General features: G+C 65.6%; 19 protein-coding genes. 7 read left to right on the plus strand and 12 right to left on the minus strand.

Going from position 1 to position 16,900, the window contains the following annotated elements:
• Window positions 1-27: 27 nt before the first annotated feature.
• The 3 genes from IOC69_RS04075 to IOC69_RS04085 all read left to right on the plus strand — a co-directional run bounded on the left by IOC69_RS04075 (window position 28) and on the right by IOC69_RS04085 (window position 3,951).
• The gene (locus IOC69_RS04075; RefSeq protein WP_290542254.1) at window positions 28-2,520 is read left to right on the plus strand and encodes an arylsulfatase; all 2,493 of its coding nucleotides are present in this window, start codon (window positions 28-30) and stop codon (window positions 2,518-2,520) included.
• Between the two features lie 5 nt (window positions 2,521-2,525).
• Complete coding sequence (locus IOC69_RS04080; protein WP_290542255.1) at window positions 2,526-3,089, plus strand: hypothetical protein; 564 nt, start codon at window positions 2,526-2,528, stop codon at window positions 3,087-3,089.
• A gap of 130 nt (window positions 3,090-3,219) precedes the next feature.
• On the plus strand, window positions 3,220-3,951 hold the full coding sequence (locus IOC69_RS04085) for a hypothetical protein (protein ID WP_290542256.1): 732 nt from the start codon (window positions 3,220-3,222) through the stop codon (window positions 3,949-3,951).
• A gap of 147 nt (window positions 3,952-4,098) precedes the next feature.
• Here the strand turns inward: IOC69_RS04085 and rlmH are convergent, their stop codons facing one another.
• Both rlmH and rsfS read right to left on the minus strand, forming a co-directional pair.
• Window positions 4,099-4,581, minus strand: a complete 483-nt coding sequence (gene rlmH, locus IOC69_RS04090; RefSeq protein WP_290542257.1) for a 23S rRNA (pseudouridine(1915)-N(3))-methyltransferase RlmH — start codon at window positions 4,579-4,581, stop codon at window positions 4,099-4,101.
• Window positions 4,578-5,009, minus strand: a complete 432-nt coding sequence (gene rsfS, locus IOC69_RS04095) for a ribosome silencing factor (RefSeq protein WP_290542258.1) — start codon at window positions 5,007-5,009, stop codon at window positions 4,578-4,580. The genes rlmH and rsfS overlap by 4 nt, the downstream gene beginning before the upstream one ends.
• Here rsfS and IOC69_RS04100 point away from each other — a divergent pair.
• Entirely contained in the window at window positions 5,008-5,376 is a 369-nt protein-coding gene (locus IOC69_RS04100) for a hypothetical protein (RefSeq protein ID WP_290542259.1), read from the plus strand. The genes rsfS and IOC69_RS04100 overlap by 2 nt on opposite strands.
• A 37-nt stretch (window positions 5,377-5,413) precedes the next feature.
• Here the strand turns inward: IOC69_RS04100 and IOC69_RS04105 are convergent, their stop codons facing one another.
• From IOC69_RS04105 to obgE, 4 genes are read right to left on the minus strand one after another with little or no spacing between them, the layout of a single operon-like run.
• On the minus strand, window positions 5,414-6,022 hold the full coding sequence (locus tag IOC69_RS04105) for a nicotinate-nucleotide adenylyltransferase (RefSeq protein ID WP_290542260.1): 609 nt from the start codon (window positions 6,020-6,022) through the stop codon (window positions 5,414-5,416).
• Window positions 6,019-7,290 carry a glutamate-5-semialdehyde dehydrogenase gene (locus tag IOC69_RS04110; RefSeq protein WP_290542261.1) on the minus strand — a complete coding sequence of 424 codons (1,272 nt, stop codon included), beginning with the start codon at window positions 7,288-7,290 and terminating at the stop codon, window positions 6,019-6,021. Before IOC69_RS04110 ends, IOC69_RS04105 begins: the two co-directional genes overlap by 4 nt.
• The gene (gene proB, locus IOC69_RS04115; RefSeq protein WP_290542262.1) at window positions 7,287-8,423 is read right to left on the minus strand and encodes a glutamate 5-kinase; all 1,137 of its coding nucleotides are present in this window, start codon (window positions 8,421-8,423) and stop codon (window positions 7,287-7,289) included. Before proB ends, IOC69_RS04110 begins: the two co-directional genes overlap by 4 nt.
• Window positions 8,411-9,457: a GTPase ObgE gene (gene obgE / locus IOC69_RS04120; protein ID WP_290542263.1), complete on the minus strand. Its 1,047-nt coding sequence runs from the start codon at window positions 9,455-9,457 to the stop codon at window positions 8,411-8,413. Before obgE ends, proB begins: the two co-directional genes overlap by 13 nt.
• A 328-nt stretch (window positions 9,458-9,785) precedes the next feature.
• Here obgE and IOC69_RS04125 point away from each other — a divergent pair, with 328 nt between their 5' ends.
• Window positions 9,786-10,439, plus strand: coding sequence for a lytic transglycosylase domain-containing protein (locus IOC69_RS04125; protein WP_290542264.1), 654 nt, complete (start codon window positions 9,786-9,788; stop codon window positions 10,437-10,439).
• Window positions 10,440-10,459: 20 nt separating this feature from the next.
• Here the strand turns inward: IOC69_RS04125 and IOC69_RS04130 are convergent, their stop codons facing one another.
• The 3 genes from IOC69_RS04130 to rplU form a co-directional block, all read right to left on the minus strand.
• Window positions 10,460-10,981: a GNAT family N-acetyltransferase gene (locus IOC69_RS04130; protein ID WP_290542265.1), complete on the minus strand. Its 522-nt coding sequence runs from the start codon at window positions 10,979-10,981 to the stop codon at window positions 10,460-10,462.
• A 112-nt stretch (window positions 10,982-11,093) separates the two neighbouring features.
• Complete coding sequence (rpmA, locus tag IOC69_RS04135) at window positions 11,094-11,360, minus strand: 50S ribosomal protein L27 (protein WP_290542266.1); 267 nt, start codon at window positions 11,358-11,360, stop codon at window positions 11,094-11,096.
• 30 nt (window positions 11,361-11,390) lie between these two features.
• A complete protein-coding gene (gene rplU / locus IOC69_RS04140; RefSeq protein ID WP_290542267.1) occupies window positions 11,391-11,702 on the minus strand; it encodes a 50S ribosomal protein L21 in 312 nt (103 codons plus the stop codon).
• A gap of 383 nt (window positions 11,703-12,085) precedes the next feature.
• Here rplU and IOC69_RS04145 point away from each other — a divergent pair, with 383 nt between their 5' ends.
• Together IOC69_RS04145 and IOC69_RS04150 are read left to right on the plus strand one after the other, a co-directional pair.
• Window positions 12,086-12,892: a hypothetical protein gene (locus IOC69_RS04145; protein WP_290542268.1), complete on the plus strand. Its 807-nt coding sequence runs from the start codon at window positions 12,086-12,088 to the stop codon at window positions 12,890-12,892.
• Window positions 12,893-13,036: 144 nt separating this feature from the next.
• A complete protein-coding gene (locus IOC69_RS04150) occupies window positions 13,037-13,339 on the plus strand; it encodes a pentapeptide repeat-containing protein (RefSeq protein WP_290542269.1) in 303 nt (100 codons plus the stop codon).
• A 187-nt stretch (window positions 13,340-13,526) separates the two neighbouring features.
• Here IOC69_RS04150 and leuC read toward each other — a convergent pair whose 3' ends face one another.
• From leuC to IOC69_RS04165, 3 genes are all read right to left on the minus strand, one after another.
• Window positions 13,527-14,936 carry a 3-isopropylmalate dehydratase large subunit gene (gene leuC, locus IOC69_RS04155; RefSeq protein WP_290542270.1) on the minus strand — a complete coding sequence of 470 codons (1,410 nt, stop codon included), beginning with the start codon at window positions 14,934-14,936 and terminating at the stop codon, window positions 13,527-13,529.
• A gap of 78 nt (window positions 14,937-15,014) precedes the next feature.
• Window positions 15,015-15,785 carry an SDR family NAD(P)-dependent oxidoreductase gene (locus tag IOC69_RS04160; protein ID WP_290542271.1) on the minus strand — a complete coding sequence of 257 codons (771 nt, stop codon included), beginning with the start codon at window positions 15,783-15,785 and terminating at the stop codon, window positions 15,015-15,017.
• Complete coding sequence (locus IOC69_RS04165; RefSeq protein WP_290542272.1) at window positions 15,782-16,780, minus strand: ABC transporter permease; 999 nt, start codon at window positions 16,778-16,780, stop codon at window positions 15,782-15,784. The genes IOC69_RS04160 and IOC69_RS04165 overlap by 4 nt, the downstream gene beginning before the upstream one ends.
• Between the last annotated feature and the right edge of the window lie 120 nt (window positions 16,781-16,900).

Here is a 16,900-nt window from a genome sequence, read left to right on the forward strand (position 1 = left end):
CCGCTGATCTGCAGGATGGAGGATGGCATGAAGCCCCGTTTCGCCCTATTGGCCATGATCGGCCTCGTCATGTGTTTCGGCAATGCCCAGGCCCAGCAGGTCACCGGCACGCCCGGTTCGCCCAGCGCCACCACCACCATCAGCGGCGAGCAGCTGCCCGCGCCGGCGCCGCCCTTCGGCGGGGTCATCAAGGATAACGCGCTTCAGTCCACGCCCTGGTGGGCGCCGCGCATCGTGCCGCCCAAACAGGCCCCCAACGTGCTGCTCATCATGACGGATGACTCGGGCTATGGCGTGCCCTCCACCTTCGGCGGCGTCATCCCCACCCCCGCGCTCGACCGCGTGGCGGCGGCGGGCCTGCGCTATACCCAGATGCATTCGACGGCGCTCTGCTCGCCCACGCGCGCGGCCCTCATCACCGGCCGCAACCACCATTCGGCGGGCTTCGGCGTGATCTCGGAGCAATCGACGGGCTTTCCCGGCTATAACTCCATCATCGGCCGGGACAAGGCCACCATCGGCCGCATCCTGAAGGACAATGGCTACGCCACCTCGTGGTTCGGCAAGGATCACAATGTGCCGGCCTTCCAGGCCAGCCAGGCCGGCCCCTTCGACCAGTGGCCGATCGGCATGGGCTTCGAGTATTTCTACGGCTTCGTGGGCGGCGACACCAACCAGTGGCAGCCCAACCTGTTCCGCAACACGACCCAGATCTATCCCTTCCTCGGCAAGCCCGGCTGGAACCTCACGACCGGCATGGCGGATGACGCCATCGATTATCTGAACCGCATGAACCAGACGGCGCCGTCGAAGCCCTTCTTTCTCTATTTCGTTCCGGGCGGCACCCATGCGCCGCATCACCCCACCCAGGAGTGGGTGGACAAAATCCACGCCATGCGCCTGTTCGACGACGGCTATGAAAAGCTCCGTGAACGGATCTTCGCCAATCAGAAGAAGCTCGGCGTGATCCCGCAGGACGCGAAGCTCTCGCCCTGGCCCTCCGCCATCCTCAAGCCGTGGGACCAGACGACGGATGACGAGAAGAAGCTGTTCATCCGCCAGGTCGAGGTCTTCGCCGCCTATGCCGCCTACACCGACCACGAGATCGGCCGCGTCATCCAGGCGGTTGACGACATGGGCAAGCTCGACAACACCCTCATCGTTTACATCAACGGCGACAACGGCACGAGTGCGGAGGGCGGGCCTCTGGGCACGCCCAACGAGGTGGCCTTCTTCAACGGGCTCAATATGCTGCCCGTCGACGTGCAGATGAAATTCTACGACGTGTGGGGCACCGACAAGACCTACAACCACATGTCGGCCGCCTGGTCATGGGCCTTCGACACGCCGTTCAGCTGGTTCAAGCAGATCGCCTCGCATCTTGGCGGCGTCAGGCAGGGCATGGCCGTGTCGTGGCCTGGCCACATCGACGACGTGGGCGGCATCCGCCCGCAGTTCGCGCATGTGATCGACGTGGTTCCCACCATTCTCGAGGCCGCGGGCATTGCCGCGCCGGAGGTGGTCGATGGCATCAGGCAGTCGCCGATCGAGGGAACCTCTTTCGCCTATACTTTCAAGAATGAGAATGCCACCGTCCCGTCGCGCCATTCCGTCCAGTATTTCGAAATGTTCGGTGACCATGCCATCTACAAGGATGGCTGGATCCTCAGCACCAAGGTGAAGCGCGCGCCGTGGGATGCCTTCGGGCCCGCCAACCCGGACCCGCTCAACAATGTCGAATGGGAGCTCTACGACCTCAACACCGATTATTCGCAGGTGACGGACATCGCCGCCCAGCATCCGGACAAGGTCGCGGAGTTGAAGCAGGTGTTCTACGAGGAGGCGGGGAAATACAACGTGCTGCCGCTCGATGCCTCGGTCGCCGCGCGCCTCGTGGCGCCGCGGCCCAACATCACCGCGGGGCGCGACACCTTCGTCTATACGACACCCATGGTGGGCCTGCCGCAGGGCGACTCGCCGGTGCTGCTCAACACCTCCTATACCGTGACGGCGGAGATCGAGGTGCCGCAAGGCGGGGCCGAGGGCATGATCCTCACCTCCGGCGGGCGCTTCGGCGGCTATGGCTTCTATCTCCTCGAGGGCAAGCCGGTGTGGACCTGGAACATGGTGGACCTGGAGCGCATCAAGTGGCAGGGGCCGGATGCATTGACGCCCGGCAAGCACACGCTGGTTTTCGACTTCAAATATGATGGCCTCGGCGCCGGCACGCTCGCCTTCAACGACTTCAGCGGCGTGGGCCGGCCGGGCACCGGCACGCTGTCAGTCGACGGCAAGGTGGTCGCCACCAAGACCATGGAGCGCACGCTGCCCATGACCCTGCAGTGGGACGAAAGCTTCGACATCGGCTCGGACACGCTCACCGGCGTCGACGATGGCGATTATCAGACGCCCTTCCCGCTCACCGCCAAGCTCGACAGGCTCACGGTGAAGCTCGACCGGCCGGTGCTCAGCGCGGCCGATCAGGAAGCGCTCCGCAACAAGATGATGCAGAAGGATTGAACGGAATGAAAGCCGACGAAAGCATGCCGGGCAGGCCGGTTGACCGCCGTGGTCTGATGGGACTTTCGGTGGCCGCCGCGGCCACCGCCTTGGCCGCCGTACGACCGGCGCAGGCCGGGGAGGCCGAGCCGATGCTGATGTTCGTTCAGCTGTCAGGCAGCGTGAAGGTGGACGAGGCCGCCAAGACCGTCCGCCTCGTTAATGTGACCCCCCACACGCTTTACTTCGCCGACCGGCCGGAACGGCTTGCGGGTCATATCAGGATGGCGGCCTATCTTGAGGAGTGGACGTCGAAGGCCGGCAAGGACAATTTCGCCGCCGACCCGCCGAATGCCGCCCTTTCGGTCTATGAGGAAGGGCAGACCAACAACACCCTCGCCATCGTCGAAATCAGCGATCCGAAGGTGGACGGGCAGGACCTCGTCTACAGCTATAAGCTGATCAACGGAAAGCCGCCGACCACGGGTGGTGAAACCGCGCTGTTCATTGACTGGATCGGGGTCGGCGGCGGCGTTGGCGTGGGCTTCCACGGCGTGGGCGTCGGGGTGAGGGGGCCGCGGGTCTTCTGACATCCGTGGCCGGCCGCGCTGGCGCCATCAATTCATCAATTTGCGGGCTCGGCGGCGGAAGCCCGTGATCGTGAGGCAAGTTGTAATCCGGGCGCGCAGCAGCCGCTTGCCCCTGAGGGAGAAGGAAAGAATGATCACTCGCAGGACGTTATTGACCGGTCTGGCGCTCGGCACTGCCGCCATCGCCCTTGCCGGTTGCCAGATCGACACGCGCACGCCGATCAAGGTGTCGCAAATCCTCGAAGTGGCCCGCTCCGGCGTGCCCTCCCCGGTTGCCGCTGCGATCACCGGCCAGTTCATCACGCCCCCGTGGTGCAAGGACGAAGGCGCCATGGCGGTCGAAACCATCTCGACGCCGGACGTGCCGCTGCAGCTCCAGGCCTGCGCGCCAGGCGGCAGCACCGGCGCCATTGGCACCTTCCAGATGAACACTAATCTGATTAAGACCGACGGCGGCCAGACCGATGCGGTTATCCTCGCCAATGTTCTGGGCAACGACAATGCCCGCTTCGCCGTGTTCAAACATGACAAGCACGGGCGCGAACTGCTCTCGGTCGGCCTGTTCCTCAATCTGCCGCAGCTGCAGGCCAACCAGCAGAAGCTCATGGCCATGCCGGTCTACAAGCGCGGCGGCTATGACAGCAACGTGACCTTCAGCTTCACGCTGGATGTGATCAACGACACCGATAAGCCGGCGAACTTCTACCTCGCGGACGTCGATGCCGGCGGCGACCTGCCCTCCGACGAGGCCATCCTCACCATCCCGCCCGGCGGCATGGACACGGTGACCCTCGACGCCCAGACCCAGGCCATGCTCGGCAGCCGCGGCTGGGTGAACTTCATGTCGCTGATCGTGAGGTGACGCGCTTAACGCATGTTCCGTTCAGGTGGAACCACCTGGTCGGAACACGCGCCAGGTCAGGAACCTGAGCATCGGACGGTCAGTCGGCTCCATCAAGGAAATTATTCCGATTTGATCCGACCGCCCGGCGCGCGGGGGATTTACCTCTCACACCCTGTGATACGGGTGTCCCGCAATGATCGTCACGGCGCGGTAGAGCTGTTCGAACAGCATCACCCGCGCCAGCCGGTGCGGCCATGTCATGGGGCCGAAGCTCATCAAAAGGCCGGCAGTTTCGCGCAGCTCCGGGGCATGGCCGTCGGGGCCGCCGATCAGGAAGGCCATGTCGGAAGCGCCGCCGTCAAGGTGGCGGCGCAGCAGCTCGGCAAAAGCCCCGCTCGCCAGCGCCTTGCCGCGCTCGTCCAGCACGATGGCGAAGCACTTCGGCGCCAACGCCCCGGCAATGATGCGCCCTTCCTCGGCCATGCGGGCGGCGGGTGAGGCCGCCTGCGATTCACTGAACTCGGTGACCGCGATTGTGGAGATGCCGCATTTGCGGCCCAGCCCTTGCGCGCGGGTGAGATAGTCCCCGGCGAGCGACTTTTCGGGGCCGGGCTTCAGCCGCCCGGCCGCGATCACCTGCAGTTTCACATCGCCGCCGGGTCATCCGGCGCGCTGGCGGACAGAAGCTTCTCGAGATTGTAGAAGCTCCTGACCTCCGGCCGGAAGATGTGCACCACCACGTCGCCGGCATCGACCAGCACCCAGTCGCACTGCGGCATGCCCTCGATGCGGAGGTCGCGGTAGCCCTTCTCCTTCAGCTTCTGGACGAGCTGGTCGGCAATGGCCCCGACATGCCGGTTGGAACGGCCGGAAGCAACCACGACGGCATCGGCCACCGCGCGCCGTTCGTCGAGCGGGATCGATACGATCTGCTCCGCCTTGGCATCGTCCAGTTGCGCCAGAATCACATCCAGCGCATTGACGGGCTTTCGCGCATCGGCCTTCTTGCCGCGCGGCTTCCTCGGCTTCCTGGCGCGCGGGGCATCTTCCAGCAGCTCGGCCGGAATCTCCGGCATGGGCTCCTTCGGCGGCAGGTCCCTGGGGCGCGGCGCTGCCCGGAACGGCTTGGCTTCGGGTCTGGTCCGGCCGGCGGGCTTGCCCTTGCCTGCTGCAGGCTTCGCCTTGCCGGCCGCAGGCTTCGTCTTGCTGGCGGGCGGCTTCGTCTTGTCGGCTGCAGGCTTCGCCTTGCTGGCTGTTGGCTTCGCCTTGGGGGCAGCGGCCTTTTTGGTGGCGGGGCGGCTGCTCCCGGCAGCGGATTTTTTCGCCGCAGGCTTCTTGGCCGCGGACTTCCTGGCGGGCGCTTTCAGTGGTCTGGTCCTCGGTTCCGGTTACGTCTCTGCATGGATGCGCGCGGCATGCCTTCGGGGGGAACGACTCAACTGACGCTAAAGGGTCCGCACGCCGCGTTCAAGGGTCTCCCTCAACCCGTTTGCGCCCGGCCGCGCCGTCTGATCGCCGTCGAACTTTCAGGCCTGAGCGGCATGGGGATGAAGCACCAGGCGGGTGGCTTCGCCGTCACCAGCATGGGTGCAAGGTTGGCCGGAATCTGCGCCTCCGAAAAACGCGTCGCCGCGGGTCCGCCCAGCGCGCTGAGCGAGAAGCCAGGGCGGGCGAGAACGGCGAGCGGCAGCGTTTCGGGAATCTCCAGCCAGTCGTGCCAGCGGTGCAGGTTGGCGAAGCTGTCCGCCCCCATGATCCACACGAAATGCGCGCGGCCGAACAGCGGCCTCAGGCCGCGCAGCGTTTGAGCCGTGGTGCGTGCGTCCATCTGCCTCTCGATGCCGGTGACCACGAAACGCGGGTGCTTCGCCACGTCGCGCGTAAAGGCGAGGCGCGCGGCGTATTCGCCGGTCTCGGAGGGGTCCTTCAACGGGTTCTGCGGCGACACGAGCCACCAGACCCAGTCGAGCCTCAGCCGCTTCAGCGCATAGAGCGCCACCATGTAATGGCCGTAATGCGCCGGGTTGAAGGAGCCGCCGAACAGCCCGATTCTCTGGCCCTCGCCGAATGCGGGCGCGCGCGGCATCATGGGCGCGTCTGGCCCGTGCCGCGCACCTGGTATTTGAAGGTTGTGAGCTGCTCGACGCCCACGGGTCCGCGCGCGTGGAGCTTGCCCGTGGCAATGCCGATCTCGGCCCCGAAGCCGAACTCGCCGCCATCGGCGAATTGCGTCGAGGCATTGTGCAGCACGATGGCGCTGTCCACCTCGTTCAGGAAGCGCTCCGCAGTGGCGGCATCCCCGGTGATGATCGAGTCCGTGTGCTGCGAGCCATGGCGCGCGATATGCGCCATCGCCTCATCGACGCCATCCACCACCTTCACCGACACGACCGCGTCGAGATATTCGGTGGACCAGTCCTCCTCCGTCGCGGGCTTCACGCGGGGGTCGGCTGCTTGCGTGGCCGCATCCCCGCGCACTTCGCAGCCCGCATCGATCAGCGTGGCGACGATCGGCTTCAGGTTCGTCTCCGCCGCCGCCCGGTCGATCAGGATGGTCTCGGCCGAAGCGCAAATGCCGGTGCGCCGCATCTTGGCATTGAGGCACACGCGCCTAGCCATCTCGGTGTCCGCCGCCTTGTCGACATAGACATGGCAGATGCCCTCGAGGTGGCTGAACACGGGCACGCGCGCATCGGCCTGCACCCGCGCCACGAGGCTCTTGCCGCCGCGCGGCACGATCAGGTCCAGCGCGCCGCCGAGGCCTTCGAGCATCAGCCCCACGCAGTCGCGGTCGGCATTGGGCGCCATCTGGATGGCGGTGCGCGGCAGGCCCGCGGTGTCCAGCCCGCGCTGCAGGCAGGCAATGATCGCGCCGGAGGAATGGAACGAGTCGGACCCGCCACGCAGGATCGCCGCATTCCCGGACTTGAGACACAGGCCGCCTGCATCCGCCGTCACGTTGGGCCGCGATTCGTAAATGATGCCGATGACGCCGATCGGCACGCGCACGCGGCTGATCTCCAGCCCATTGGGCCTGCTCCATCTGGACATCACCTGGCCCACGGGATCCGGCAGGGCGGCGATCTCCTCGAGACCCTTCGCCATCGCCTCGATCCGCGCCCCGTTCAGCGTCAGCCGATCGACGAAGCTGCCCTTCAGCTGCTTCGCCCTGGCATTCCCGAGGTCGCGGGCATTCTCGGACAGGATGGCGGCGGCGGAGCGGCGGATCTTCGCCGCCATGGCCATCAGCGCGTCGTTCTTCTGTTGCGCGGGCGCCAGCGCCAGCGCCCTTGCGGCCTCCCGCGCGGCGGCGCCCAGCGTCAGCATCAGCTCGCGGTTGGTCATCTGTCCGGTCATGCGCGGTCTCCGCCCATCAGCACCATGTCGTCGCGGTGGATCAGCACGTCGCGCCCGCGGAAGCCAAGCACCTTCTCGATCTCGGACGACTTTAGCCCGAGGATCTTCGCCGTGTCATTGGCGTCATAGGCGACGAGCCCGCGCGCGATCTCGCGGCCTTTCGCCGTGACGATCGATACCGTGTCGCCGCGCGCGAAGCTGCCTTCCACCTTCTTCACCCCCGCCGGCAGCAGGCTCTTGCCCCTGGCAAGCGCCGCCGCGGCGCCCTCGTCGACCACGAGATGGCCGATCGGCTGCAGCGTGCCGGCAATCCAGCGCTTGCGCGATTGCAGGGCGGAGGCATTGGCCAGGAACCATGTGCAGCGCCCGCCATCCGCGATGCGCCTCAGGGGATGCATTTCGTGGCCGGACGCGATCACCATGTTGCAGCCCGCGCCCAGCGCGATCTTGGCGGCCTCGATCTTGGTGATCATGCCGCCGGAACCGACGCCGGACACGGGCTTGCCCGCCATGGCCTCGATCTCCGGCGTGATCTCCCCGACCACCGGCAGGAAGGCCGCGCCCTTCCGGTTGGGGGGTGCGGTATAGAGCCCGTCGATGTCCGAGAGCAGCACGAGGCAATCCGCGCTCATCATGGAGGCGACACGCGCGGCGAGGCGGTCATTGTCGCCATAGCGGATTTCGCTCGTCGCCACCGTGTCGTTCTCGTTGATGACGGGCGCCGCACCCTGTTCGAGCAGGGTGGAGAGCGTGGCGCGCGCATTGAGGTAGCGGCGGCGCTCCTCGGTGTCGGTCAGTGTCACCAGCACCTGGGCCGCCACGATGTTCCGTGTGCGGAGCGCTTCCGTCCAGGCCTGGGCCAGCGCGATCTGCCCCACGGCGGCAGCCGCCTGCTTCTGTTCGAGGCGCAGCGTGCCCCTGGGGAGACCCAGCGTGCGGCGGCCAAGCGCGATGGCGCCCGACGAGACGACGATGATCTCCGCCCCCTTCACCCGCCGGTCGGCCAGGTCGTCGATGAGCGAGGAGAGCCACGACGCCTTGATCGTGCCGGTCTTGTCGTCCACCAAAAGCGCCGAGCCGATCTTGACGACGATGCGCCGCGCCTTTTCGAGGCGGGACTTCACGGCCGCCACTCCTCCGTCGTGACGCCCGCCCCGTCATGAGCCTGGCCCGCACGGCGTGAGGCGCCGATCACCCCGAGCAGCTTCTTCATCGCCTCCGGCACGTTCTTCGTCGTGGCGCCCGAAATCAGCATCGGCGTTTTGCGAACGCGGCGCCTGAAGTCCCTGAGCTTCGCCTCGATCCCGTTCTCTGGCAGAAGGTCGGTCTTGTTGAAGGCGATGATCTCGGGTTTTCCGGCGAGTTCCGGCGAATAGCGCTTCAGCTCCTTGCGGATCACGCGATAGGCGGCCACGGGGTCATCGCCCGTCACGTCGATCAAATGCAGCAGCACCGCGCAACGCTCGACATGGCCAAGGAAGCGCGTGCCCAGGCCGTGGCCTTCGGAAGCGCCCTCGATCAGGCCGGGAATGTCGGCCAGCACGAAGCTCTGCATGCCAACGCGCACGACGCCAAGCTGCGGGTGCAGCGTGGTGAAGGGATAATCCGCGATCTTGGGCTTCGCCGCGGAAACGGCGGCGAGCAAGGTGGACTTCCCCGCATTGGGCAGGCCCAGCAGGCCCGCATCGGCGATCAGCTTGAGGCGCAGCCAGATCCAGCGCTCCTCGCCCTCCTGGCCGGGGTTGGCGTGGCGCGGCGCGCGGTTGGTGGAGGACTTGAAATGGGCATTGCCGAAGCCCCCATTGCCGCCCCTGGCGATGCGGAAGCGGTCGCCCAGCCTGGCGAGGTCCGCCACCATCGTCTCGTTGTCTTCCTCGAAGACCTGGGTGCCCACCGGCACCTTGAGCACGATGTCGCCGGAATTGGCCCCCGCCCTCAGGCGCCCCATGCCGTGACCGCCGGTCGCCGCCTTGAAATGCTGCTGATAGCGATAGTCGATCAGCGTGTTGAGGCCATCCACCGCCTCGATCCACACATCGCCGCCCTTGCCGCCGTCGCCGCCGTCAGGTCCGCCCATCTCGATGAACTTTTCCCTGCGGAACGAGACAGAGCCCGCCCCGCCGTCGCCGGAACGCACATAAACCTTTGCCTGGTCGAGGAATTTCATAGCGAAGCCTTGTAACGCGGGTTGGCGCGGGAGCTTAGCGCATGTTCCGGTCAGGTGGAATCACCTGGTCGGAACATGCGCCAGATCAACAGCTTGAGCATGATCTTATCGCAAAAGCGGTTCCACTTTGCGGATCATGCTTCACTCCCCTGTGGCCCATCGGCCACGTTTGCGCGCTGCTGTTGCATTGCACCATTTTGGCCCCCTTGAGAACACATTTGGCAGTTTTACGGGTGGTCCGCCCAGAACGGGTGAATATCCGGGGAAGATGATCGCAAGCATCCACAAGCCCATCCCGGCATTTACTGTGCAGAACGAAAGGCAAGAGATGAAGAAAAGACTGATCGCAGGATTGCTGTCCGCCGCTGTACTTTCTGGCGTTTCCGTTATACATGCCGAGGCGGCCTGCAAGGGCGCCACGCACTGCTATGGCGCCACCACGAAGACCACCCTCACCTCGAAGTCCACCGCGGCCCACCGGCGCCTGGCCCCGCCGAAGACGGCCTCCACCCAGCCGCGCAAGCGCGTGCAAGCCGCGTCGAAGGCCAATGCCGGAACGCGGCGCATCTCGGCCATCCGCCGCGGCAACACCGATGCGGCGGCGATCGTCATTCCCGCCAGCGCCACCGCCGCGCAGGGCAATGTCATCGCGCTGATCAAGGCCATGGCGCCGGGGCAGGGCGTTCCCACCTGGTTCGCGCTGCGCATTGCGCATGTCGAATCCAACTACAATCCCCACATGCGCGGCGCCCATGGCGAATATGGGGTGTTCCAGATGAAGTGTTCGACCGCCAGGGACATCGGCTTCAGCGGCGCCTGCGCGGCCTTGCTCGATCCGCGCACCAACATTCACTGGGGCCTCCGCCACCTGGCGATCGCCATCGGCAAGGCCGACGGCAACCTGCGGCTTGCAGCCTCCAAGCACAATGCGGGCTTGAGCCGCCGCACCATCGTGGCAAGCTACGTCGCCAAGGTGTTTTGATGCGCCGAGGGGGCGGGGGCTCATCGCCGCCGCCCCTTCGCCTCTTTCCAGGCTTGGCGCGTGAGCCGAAGCTTCATGTGCGGAACATCCGCCTGCCGCGCATTCGAATAGGCCGAGCCCTCTTCCGTTTCCACGAAGCCCAGACCCAGCAGAATGCGCCGCGAGGCGGCATTGCCGACATGATGGCTGGCAAGGAGTTCCTCGCGTTCCAGCATTTCGAAGGCATGGTCCGCCACGGCGCGCGCGGCCTCCGTGCCATAGCCCTGGCCCCAGTGCGGCTCCGCCAGCCAATAGCCCAGTTCGCCTTCGAGACCTATGACGCCGATCATCGCGTCACTCCGGGTGATCGCAAGGACCAGCGTATCCTCCGGCTTCCGCCGCAAATAGACGAAGAAGGCTTCCGCATCCTCGGGTCCGTAGGGGTGGGGGATACGGCCCGTCCAGCGCGACACATTCAGATTGTTCAGAGCCGGGATCAGCGCTTGCCGGTCCCGCTCCTCAAGCGGACGGAGCATCAGGCGGTCAGTCACGAGAATTGTCATGGGAGCCATCCAAACGAAAAGCGGAGAGGTGGTTGCCACCTCTCCGCTTCAACAGTTTCCAGGCGTGCCGGATCGGTGGATCCGGCGGATTTATATGTCCTGAGCCCGCCGGTTACTCAGCAGCGACGGCTGGGATCACGGACACGGTCTGCTTGTCGCCCTTGGTGCGGCGGAAGCTGACGACGCCGTTCACCACCGCGAAGATGGTATGGTCACGGCCAATGCCCACGCCGGTGCCCGGGTGAACCCTGGTGCCGCGCTGGCGGATGATGATGTTGCCGGCGATGACGGCTTCGCCGCCGAAGGCCTTGACGCCCAGACGGCGGCCCGCTGTATCGCGGCCGTTGCGGGACGAACCGCCTGCCTTTTTATGAGCCATGGAATCTTCTCCTCATCTCTCTCAGGCGCCTCAGGCGCGAATCTCGCGGATGGTCACCGAGGTCAGGTCCTGGCGGTGGCCGTTGCGGCGGCGATAATGCTTGCGGCGGCGCTTCTTGAAAATGATCACGCGCGGACCCCGGTCCTGGGATGCGATCTCGCCCACCACGGTGGCGCCGGCCACGTGCGGAGAGCCGATGCTGATGGCATCGCCGTCGGCGATCATCAGCACGTCCGCGAAGTTCACGGCATCGCCGGGCGCGCCCTCAAGCTTCTCGATCTGGATTTTGTCGCCGGCAGCAACGCGGTATTGCTTTCCGCCGGTCTTGATGACTGCATACATGTTGTTTCGTCCTTGTTGTCCCGCGCCCTTTGGCGGCGCCGGAAAACCCGTGGTCCGGAGCGCTTCAAGTGCCTGATTTCTCAAGCGAAATTGGGTTGCCTGGGGCAGCGCAAAACGCGCCTCGGGGGCAGTCCCCTCCGCGCGGATGGCCGGAGATAGGGGAAAGCCGCGTCGGAGTCAAGAAATTGGGGGCTTGGGCGTCGCGATCGGAGCTTTCGCCGCGTCAGACATCGTATCAAATTAGAAAGAATTTCGTGTTTTGGTTGCTTATGATCATTTTCCAGCGCTTTCGTTTTTTCCGGGCCTTGCGCCTGCTGCTGCCCGCATTCTTCGCCGCTTCGGCAATCTCGCCCGCGCCCGCCAGCGGGCGGAATGACGATGTTATGTTCCGCCCCACGGTGACGGCCGAAACGGCCGCTCCCGCGCCGCAGCCCATGGTGGTCGTGCGCATGCGGGGAACCGGGCAGTGCGGCAACCTCTGCCCGGAATGGATCATGGCCCAGGGCATTGTCACCCCCAACACGCCCAGGCATTTCCGCGACGTTTTGAGACAGCCCGGCGCGGACAAGCTGCCCGTGGTGCTTGAGTCGAGGGGCGGCGACCTCGATGCGGCGCTCGAAATCGGCCGCATGATCCGCGCCGCGGGGCTCACCACCATCGTCGGCCGCAGCGAGGTCGAAGGCTGCGGACCGCGCGAGGCGTGCAGCAAGGCGCAGCCGCTGAGGCTGTTCACGGGCTATGTCTCCTCTCCGGCCGAATGTTCGGGCAGCTGCCTGTTCGTGCTGGCAGGCGGCGTGCGGCGGGCCGGTTTCTGGATCACCGGGGCCAGCCTTCCCGCGCTGGACAGCTTCAAAACCCGCACACGCGGCGCCAGGGCCGGCAATCTGATAACCGACTATCTGGCCGATATGGGGGTTTCGGCGGGCCTCATCGTGCGCCTCCGTCAGGCGGGCGTCGGGCTGGACGGGTCCGCCATGCTGCGCTTCGGCTTGAGCACGGGCCGCGAGCGGGTGGAGGATTTAACCGGTTCCAGCATCTGCCTCGGCGCCAGCCCCGCGGCAAACTGCCTGATGCCCCCGCTCGACCCGGCGCAGGTCAGCGCGGCGGCAGCACCGCGAAAGCGGGCGGCGGCCCGGCCCGCGAACCCCGGCAGCCCCGGGAAGGTGATCATCTGGGGCGCTATCGACTAGCTCATGATCCGCAAAAGTGGAACCGGTTTTGCGATAAGATCATGCTCAAGCTATTGATCTGGCGCATGATCGTCCGGCGGTTGCGGGTGCGTGTGGGTGCGCCGGATCGCGCTTTTTGTCACCTCGCCCACGAAGGGGAATGCCATGGACCTCAAGAGAGTCACCGGCGCGCTGCATGTCGACGATGCCGATCTGTCGTCTTCCGTGTTCAACAATGCCAATCTGTCATCCAGCAGTTTCAATCAGATCGCGTTTTCGGGCGTGACCTTCAACGACTCCAACATGACCGGCCTTTTCATCAACGACGTCAATCTGTCCGGCAGCAGAATACAGAACGCCAACCTCTCCGGACTTGCCATAGCCGATTGCAACCTGGCCGGCGCCACCATCGATGGCGTTCAGGTCACCGATCTGCTGGCGGCCTACCGGCGCCAGAGCGGGACCTGAAAGCCCCAGCCCACCGCGCCTGCCCGCTCAGCACCGCCATCGCCAGCCGCTCTCGACCAACCGGCGTCTGAACTTTCCAGGGCAGAAATTTCAAAGCACAATCAATGGTTAGGCCCAGTCGCCCGGGTCAGCTTAAGCCGCTCCGCCGGGGTGGCGGGGCGGTTCTGCAGAGTCATCGGAGCGGGTGTCAGGCGATCTTGCGCACATCGACGAAGCGGCCGGCGAGGGCAGCGGCCGCGGCCATTTCGGGGGAGAGCAGGTGGGTGCGGCCCTTATAGCCCTGGCGGCCTTCGAAGTTGCGGTTTGACGTGGACGCGCAGCGCTGGCCGGGCTTCAGCTGGTCCGGGTTCATGCCGAGGCACATTGAGCAGCCGGGCTCGCGCCATTCGAAGCCGGCGGCCTTGAAGATCTTGTCCAGACCCTCGGCCTCGGCCTGTTCCTTCACAAGGCCGGAGCCCGGAACGATCATCGCATAGGCGAGGCGGCCGGACACCTGCCTGCCCGCGACGACCCTGGCGACGGCGCGCAGGTCCTCGATGCGGCCATTGGTGCAGGAGCCGATCCACACGACGTCGAGTTCGATGTCGGTCATTCTGGTGCCGGGCTTCAGGCCCATATACTCAAGCGCCCGCCATTTGGACTGGCGCTTGCCTTCGTCCGCGATCTCGTCAGGGTTCGGGATCGTGCCCTCGATCGAGATCACATCCTCGGGGCTGGTGCCCCAGGAGACGATGGGCGGCAGGCTCGCCGCGTCGAGCTTGATGACGCGGTCGAAATGCGCGCCCTCGTCGGTCCTCAGCGTGTTCCAATAGGCGACGGCCTTGTCCCAGGCCTCGCCTTTTGGCGCCATGGGGCGGCCCTTGAGGTATTCATAGGCCTTCCCGTCGGGTGCGATCATGCCGGCGCGCGCGCCGCCTTCGATGGTCATGTTGCACACCGTCATGCGGCCTTCCATCGAAAGGCCGCGGATCGCCTCGCCGGCGAATTCGATCACCGAGCCGGTGCCGCCCGCCGTGCCGATCTGGCCGATGACGGCAAGAATGATGTCCTTGGCGGTCGAGTGCTCCGGCAACTTGCCGTCCACCTCGACCAGCATGTTCTTGGCCTTTTTCTGGATCAGCGTCTGGGTGGCGAGCACATGCTCGACCTCGGACGTGCCGATGCCATGGGCCAGCGCACCGAAGGCGCCGTGGGTGGAGGTGTGGCTGTCGCCGCAGACAATGGTGGCGCCCGGCAGCGTGAAACCCTGCTCAGGGCCCACCACGTGGACGATGCCCTGGCGCTTGTCGCGTTCGTTGAAATAGCTGATGCCGAATTCGGCGGCGTTCCTCGCCAGCGTCTCGACCTGGATGCGGCTTTCATCTTCGGCGATGCCCTTGGAGCGGTCGGTGGTCGGAACGTTGTGATCGACGACGGCGAGGGTCTTTTCCGGGTGGCGCACCTTGCGGCCGGTCATGCGCAGGCCTTCAAAGGCCTGGGGGCTCGTCACTTCATGGACGAGGTGGCGGTCGATGTAGAGCAGGCATGTGCCGTCCTCGGCCTCATGGGCGAGGTGATCGTCCCAGATCTTGTCATAGAGCGTGCGCGGCTTAGGCATGGGGGTGATCGCCTTCGGAAAGAATGGATTTTGGAGCGTATTTAGCGGCTTGGAGCTTCAAGTCAAATCCCCGAAGGCTCACGCCGGGTTGATGCGGAAATCCGCCCCCTCGGGCAGCGTCTGGCCGCCGTCGACGATGATCGTCGTGCCGGTGATGTAGGAGGCCTCCTCCGAGGCGAGGAAGAGGGCGCAATTGGCGATGTCGCGCGGCGTGCCGAGCCTGCCCAGCGGCACGGCATCCTCCATCGACTTGATGAAGGCGGGCGAGCGGTGCATCTGCATGCCCGAGGTCAGGATGTTGCCGGGCTCAATGCCGTTCACCGTGATGCCGTAGCCGGAAAACTCCAGGGCCGCCGACTTGATGAAGCCGTTGATTCCGGCTTTCGACGCGGAATAGTGGCCATGGCCGGGGCTGGTCACCCGCGGGCCGGTGATCGACGAGGTGAAGATCATGCGGCCCGCCTTCTTCGCCTTCATGTGCGGCAGCGCAGCGCGGGCGGCGAGGAACGCGCCCTTCAAGTTCACCGCCAGCACCTTGTCCCATTCCTCGGGCGAGGTGTTCTCGATCAGCGTCCAGGGATAGATGCCGGCGTTCTGGACGAGGATGTCGAGGCCGCCGAAGCCATCGAGTGCCGTCTGCGCGGCGCGCTGGGCGTGGTCCATGCGCGAGATGTCGGTCTCGATGAAGAGGCTGTTGAGGCGCGCCGCCGTCTCCTTGCCGGCCTCCACCTCCGTATCGGCGATGACCACGCGCGCACCTTCCTCGACGAAGCGCCGGGCGATGCCCTCGCCGATGCCGCGCGCCGCACCGATGACCAGTGCGACCTTGCCTTCAAGCCGTCCCGTCATGCGAACCTCTGGCGGATCTGGAGTTTCAGGGTGTCGAGCAGCACCGCGGCGAGAACGAGGAGGCCAAGGATCACCTGCGTGTAATGCGCGGGCAGGCCCATCAGGTTGATGGCGGTGTGAATGGATGAGAGCAGCAGAACGCCGGCATAGACGCCCGGCAGCTTGCCCACGCCGCCCTTCAGGCTGACGCCGCCGATAACCACCGCGGCGAAGGCGTTGAACAGCATGCCGGTGCCCAGGTTCGCCGTGGCGCCACTCGTGCGGATGGCGAGCAGCCAGCCCGCGAGCCCCGCGATGGCGCCCGCCAGGATGAAGGAGATGAACATCAGCCTGTCGACCTTGATGCCGGCGCGGAAGGCCGCCACCGCATTGCCGCCGATCAGCGTAATATGGCGGCCGAAGGGCGTCCTCTGCATGATGAAGGAGAAGACGATGAAGCAGAGGATGGCGATCCATGCGATGAGCGGCACATAGAGCAACTGCTGGATGCCGACGATGCGGAGCGAGGGTGCGAGGTCCTGCGCCGAGCGCCCGCCCGAGACCGCCACCACAAGACCGCGGACCCAGATATAGGAGGCGAGCGTCACAATGAAGGCGTTCATCCTGAGCCTGATGGTGAAGACGCCGTTGAGGCAGCCGATGAGGCCGCCCACCGCAAGCGAGATGATGAGCGAGACGGGGATGACCAGCCATTCCGGCGTCAATGTCAGCCCCATGCCGATACCGCGCGAGCAGAACAGGATGCCGGTGATCATGGCGGCCAGCGCCGCGGTCGATTCCACGGAGAGGTCCATGTGCCCGGCGATGATGACGATGGCAAGCCCGATGGCCATGACGCCCACGAAGGTCGACTGCTCGACGATGTTGGCGAAGATGCCGATCTGGAAGAAGTTCGGCACGAAGATGGAGAAGGCGATCAGCACCACCGCCAGCATGAACCAGACGAGATGGTCAAGGATGAATTCGGCAATGGCCCGCTGGCGGGGTGAGGTCATGGTGTTCTCGTCCGCGTTCCGTTTCCCCTCTGCCGCCGCCCTGGCGAAGGCCGGGATGACGCCTTTGAGAGTGGTGATCGAATTGCCGTCACCGCGCCGGGGCGGGATGACGGCAAGAGG

The sequence above is a fragment of the Aestuariivirga sp. genome (assembly GCF_020252405.1).
In the GTDB taxonomy this organism is placed as follows: domain Bacteria; phylum Pseudomonadota; class Alphaproteobacteria; order Rhizobiales; family Aestuariivirgaceae; genus Aestuariivirga.

What these genes read in the sequence shown, in the direction of transcription:
- IOC69_RS04145 (WP_290542268.1), top strand. Translation starts at nt 12,086, where the DNA reads ATGTTCCGCCCCACGGTGACGGCCGAAACGGCCGCTCCCGCGCCGCAG.
- IOC69_RS04075 (WP_290542254.1), top strand. Translation starts at nt 28, where the DNA reads ATGAAGCCCCGTTTCGCCCTATTGGCCATGATCGGCCTCGTCATGTGT.
- leuC (WP_290542270.1), bottom strand. Translation starts at nt 14,936, where the DNA reads ATGCCTAAGCCGCGCACGCTCTATGACAAGATCTGGGACGATCACCTC.
- IOC69_RS04100 (WP_290542259.1), top strand. Translation starts at nt 5,008, where the DNA reads ATGGGCTCCTTCGGCGGCAGGTCCCTGGGGCGCGGCGCTGCCCGGAAC.
- IOC69_RS04105 (WP_290542260.1), bottom strand. Translation starts at nt 6,022, where the DNA reads ATGATGCCGCGCGCGCCCGCATTCGGCGAGGGCCAGAGAATCGGGCTG.
- IOC69_RS04085 (WP_290542256.1), top strand. Translation starts at nt 3,220, where the DNA reads ATGATCACTCGCAGGACGTTATTGACCGGTCTGGCGCTCGGCACTGCC.
- rpmA (WP_290542266.1), bottom strand. Translation starts at nt 11,360, where the DNA reads ATGGCTCATAAAAAGGCAGGCGGTTCGTCCCGCAACGGCCGCGATACA.
- rplU (WP_290542267.1), bottom strand. Translation starts at nt 11,702, where the DNA reads ATGTATGCAGTCATCAAGACCGGCGGAAAGCAATACCGCGTTGCTGCC.
- IOC69_RS04125 (WP_290542264.1), top strand. Translation starts at nt 9,786, where the DNA reads ATGAAGAAAAGACTGATCGCAGGATTGCTGTCCGCCGCTGTACTTTCT.
- obgE (WP_290542263.1), bottom strand. Translation starts at nt 9,457, where the DNA reads ATGAAATTCCTCGACCAGGCAAAGGTTTATGTGCGTTCCGGCGACGGC.
- IOC69_RS04110 (WP_290542261.1), bottom strand. Translation starts at nt 7,290, where the DNA reads ATGACCGGACAGATGACCAACCGCGAGCTGATGCTGACGCTGGGCGCC.
- IOC69_RS04130 (WP_290542265.1), bottom strand. Translation starts at nt 10,981, where the DNA reads ATGACAATTCTCGTGACTGACCGCCTGATGCTCCGTCCGCTTGAGGAG.
- rsfS (WP_290542258.1), bottom strand. Translation starts at nt 5,009, where the DNA reads ATGCCGGAGATTCCGGCCGAGCTGCTGGAAGATGCCCCGCGCGCCAGG.
- IOC69_RS04160 (WP_290542271.1), bottom strand. Translation starts at nt 15,785, where the DNA reads ATGACGGGACGGCTTGAAGGCAAGGTCGCACTGGTCATCGGTGCGGCG.
- IOC69_RS04165 (WP_290542272.1), bottom strand. Translation starts at nt 16,780, where the DNA reads ATGACCTCACCCCGCCAGCGGGCCATTGCCGAATTCATCCTTGACCAT.
- IOC69_RS04080 (WP_290542255.1), top strand. Translation starts at nt 2,526, where the DNA reads ATGAAAGCCGACGAAAGCATGCCGGGCAGGCCGGTTGACCGCCGTGGT.
- IOC69_RS04150 (WP_290542269.1), top strand. Translation starts at nt 13,037, where the DNA reads ATGGACCTCAAGAGAGTCACCGGCGCGCTGCATGTCGACGATGCCGAT.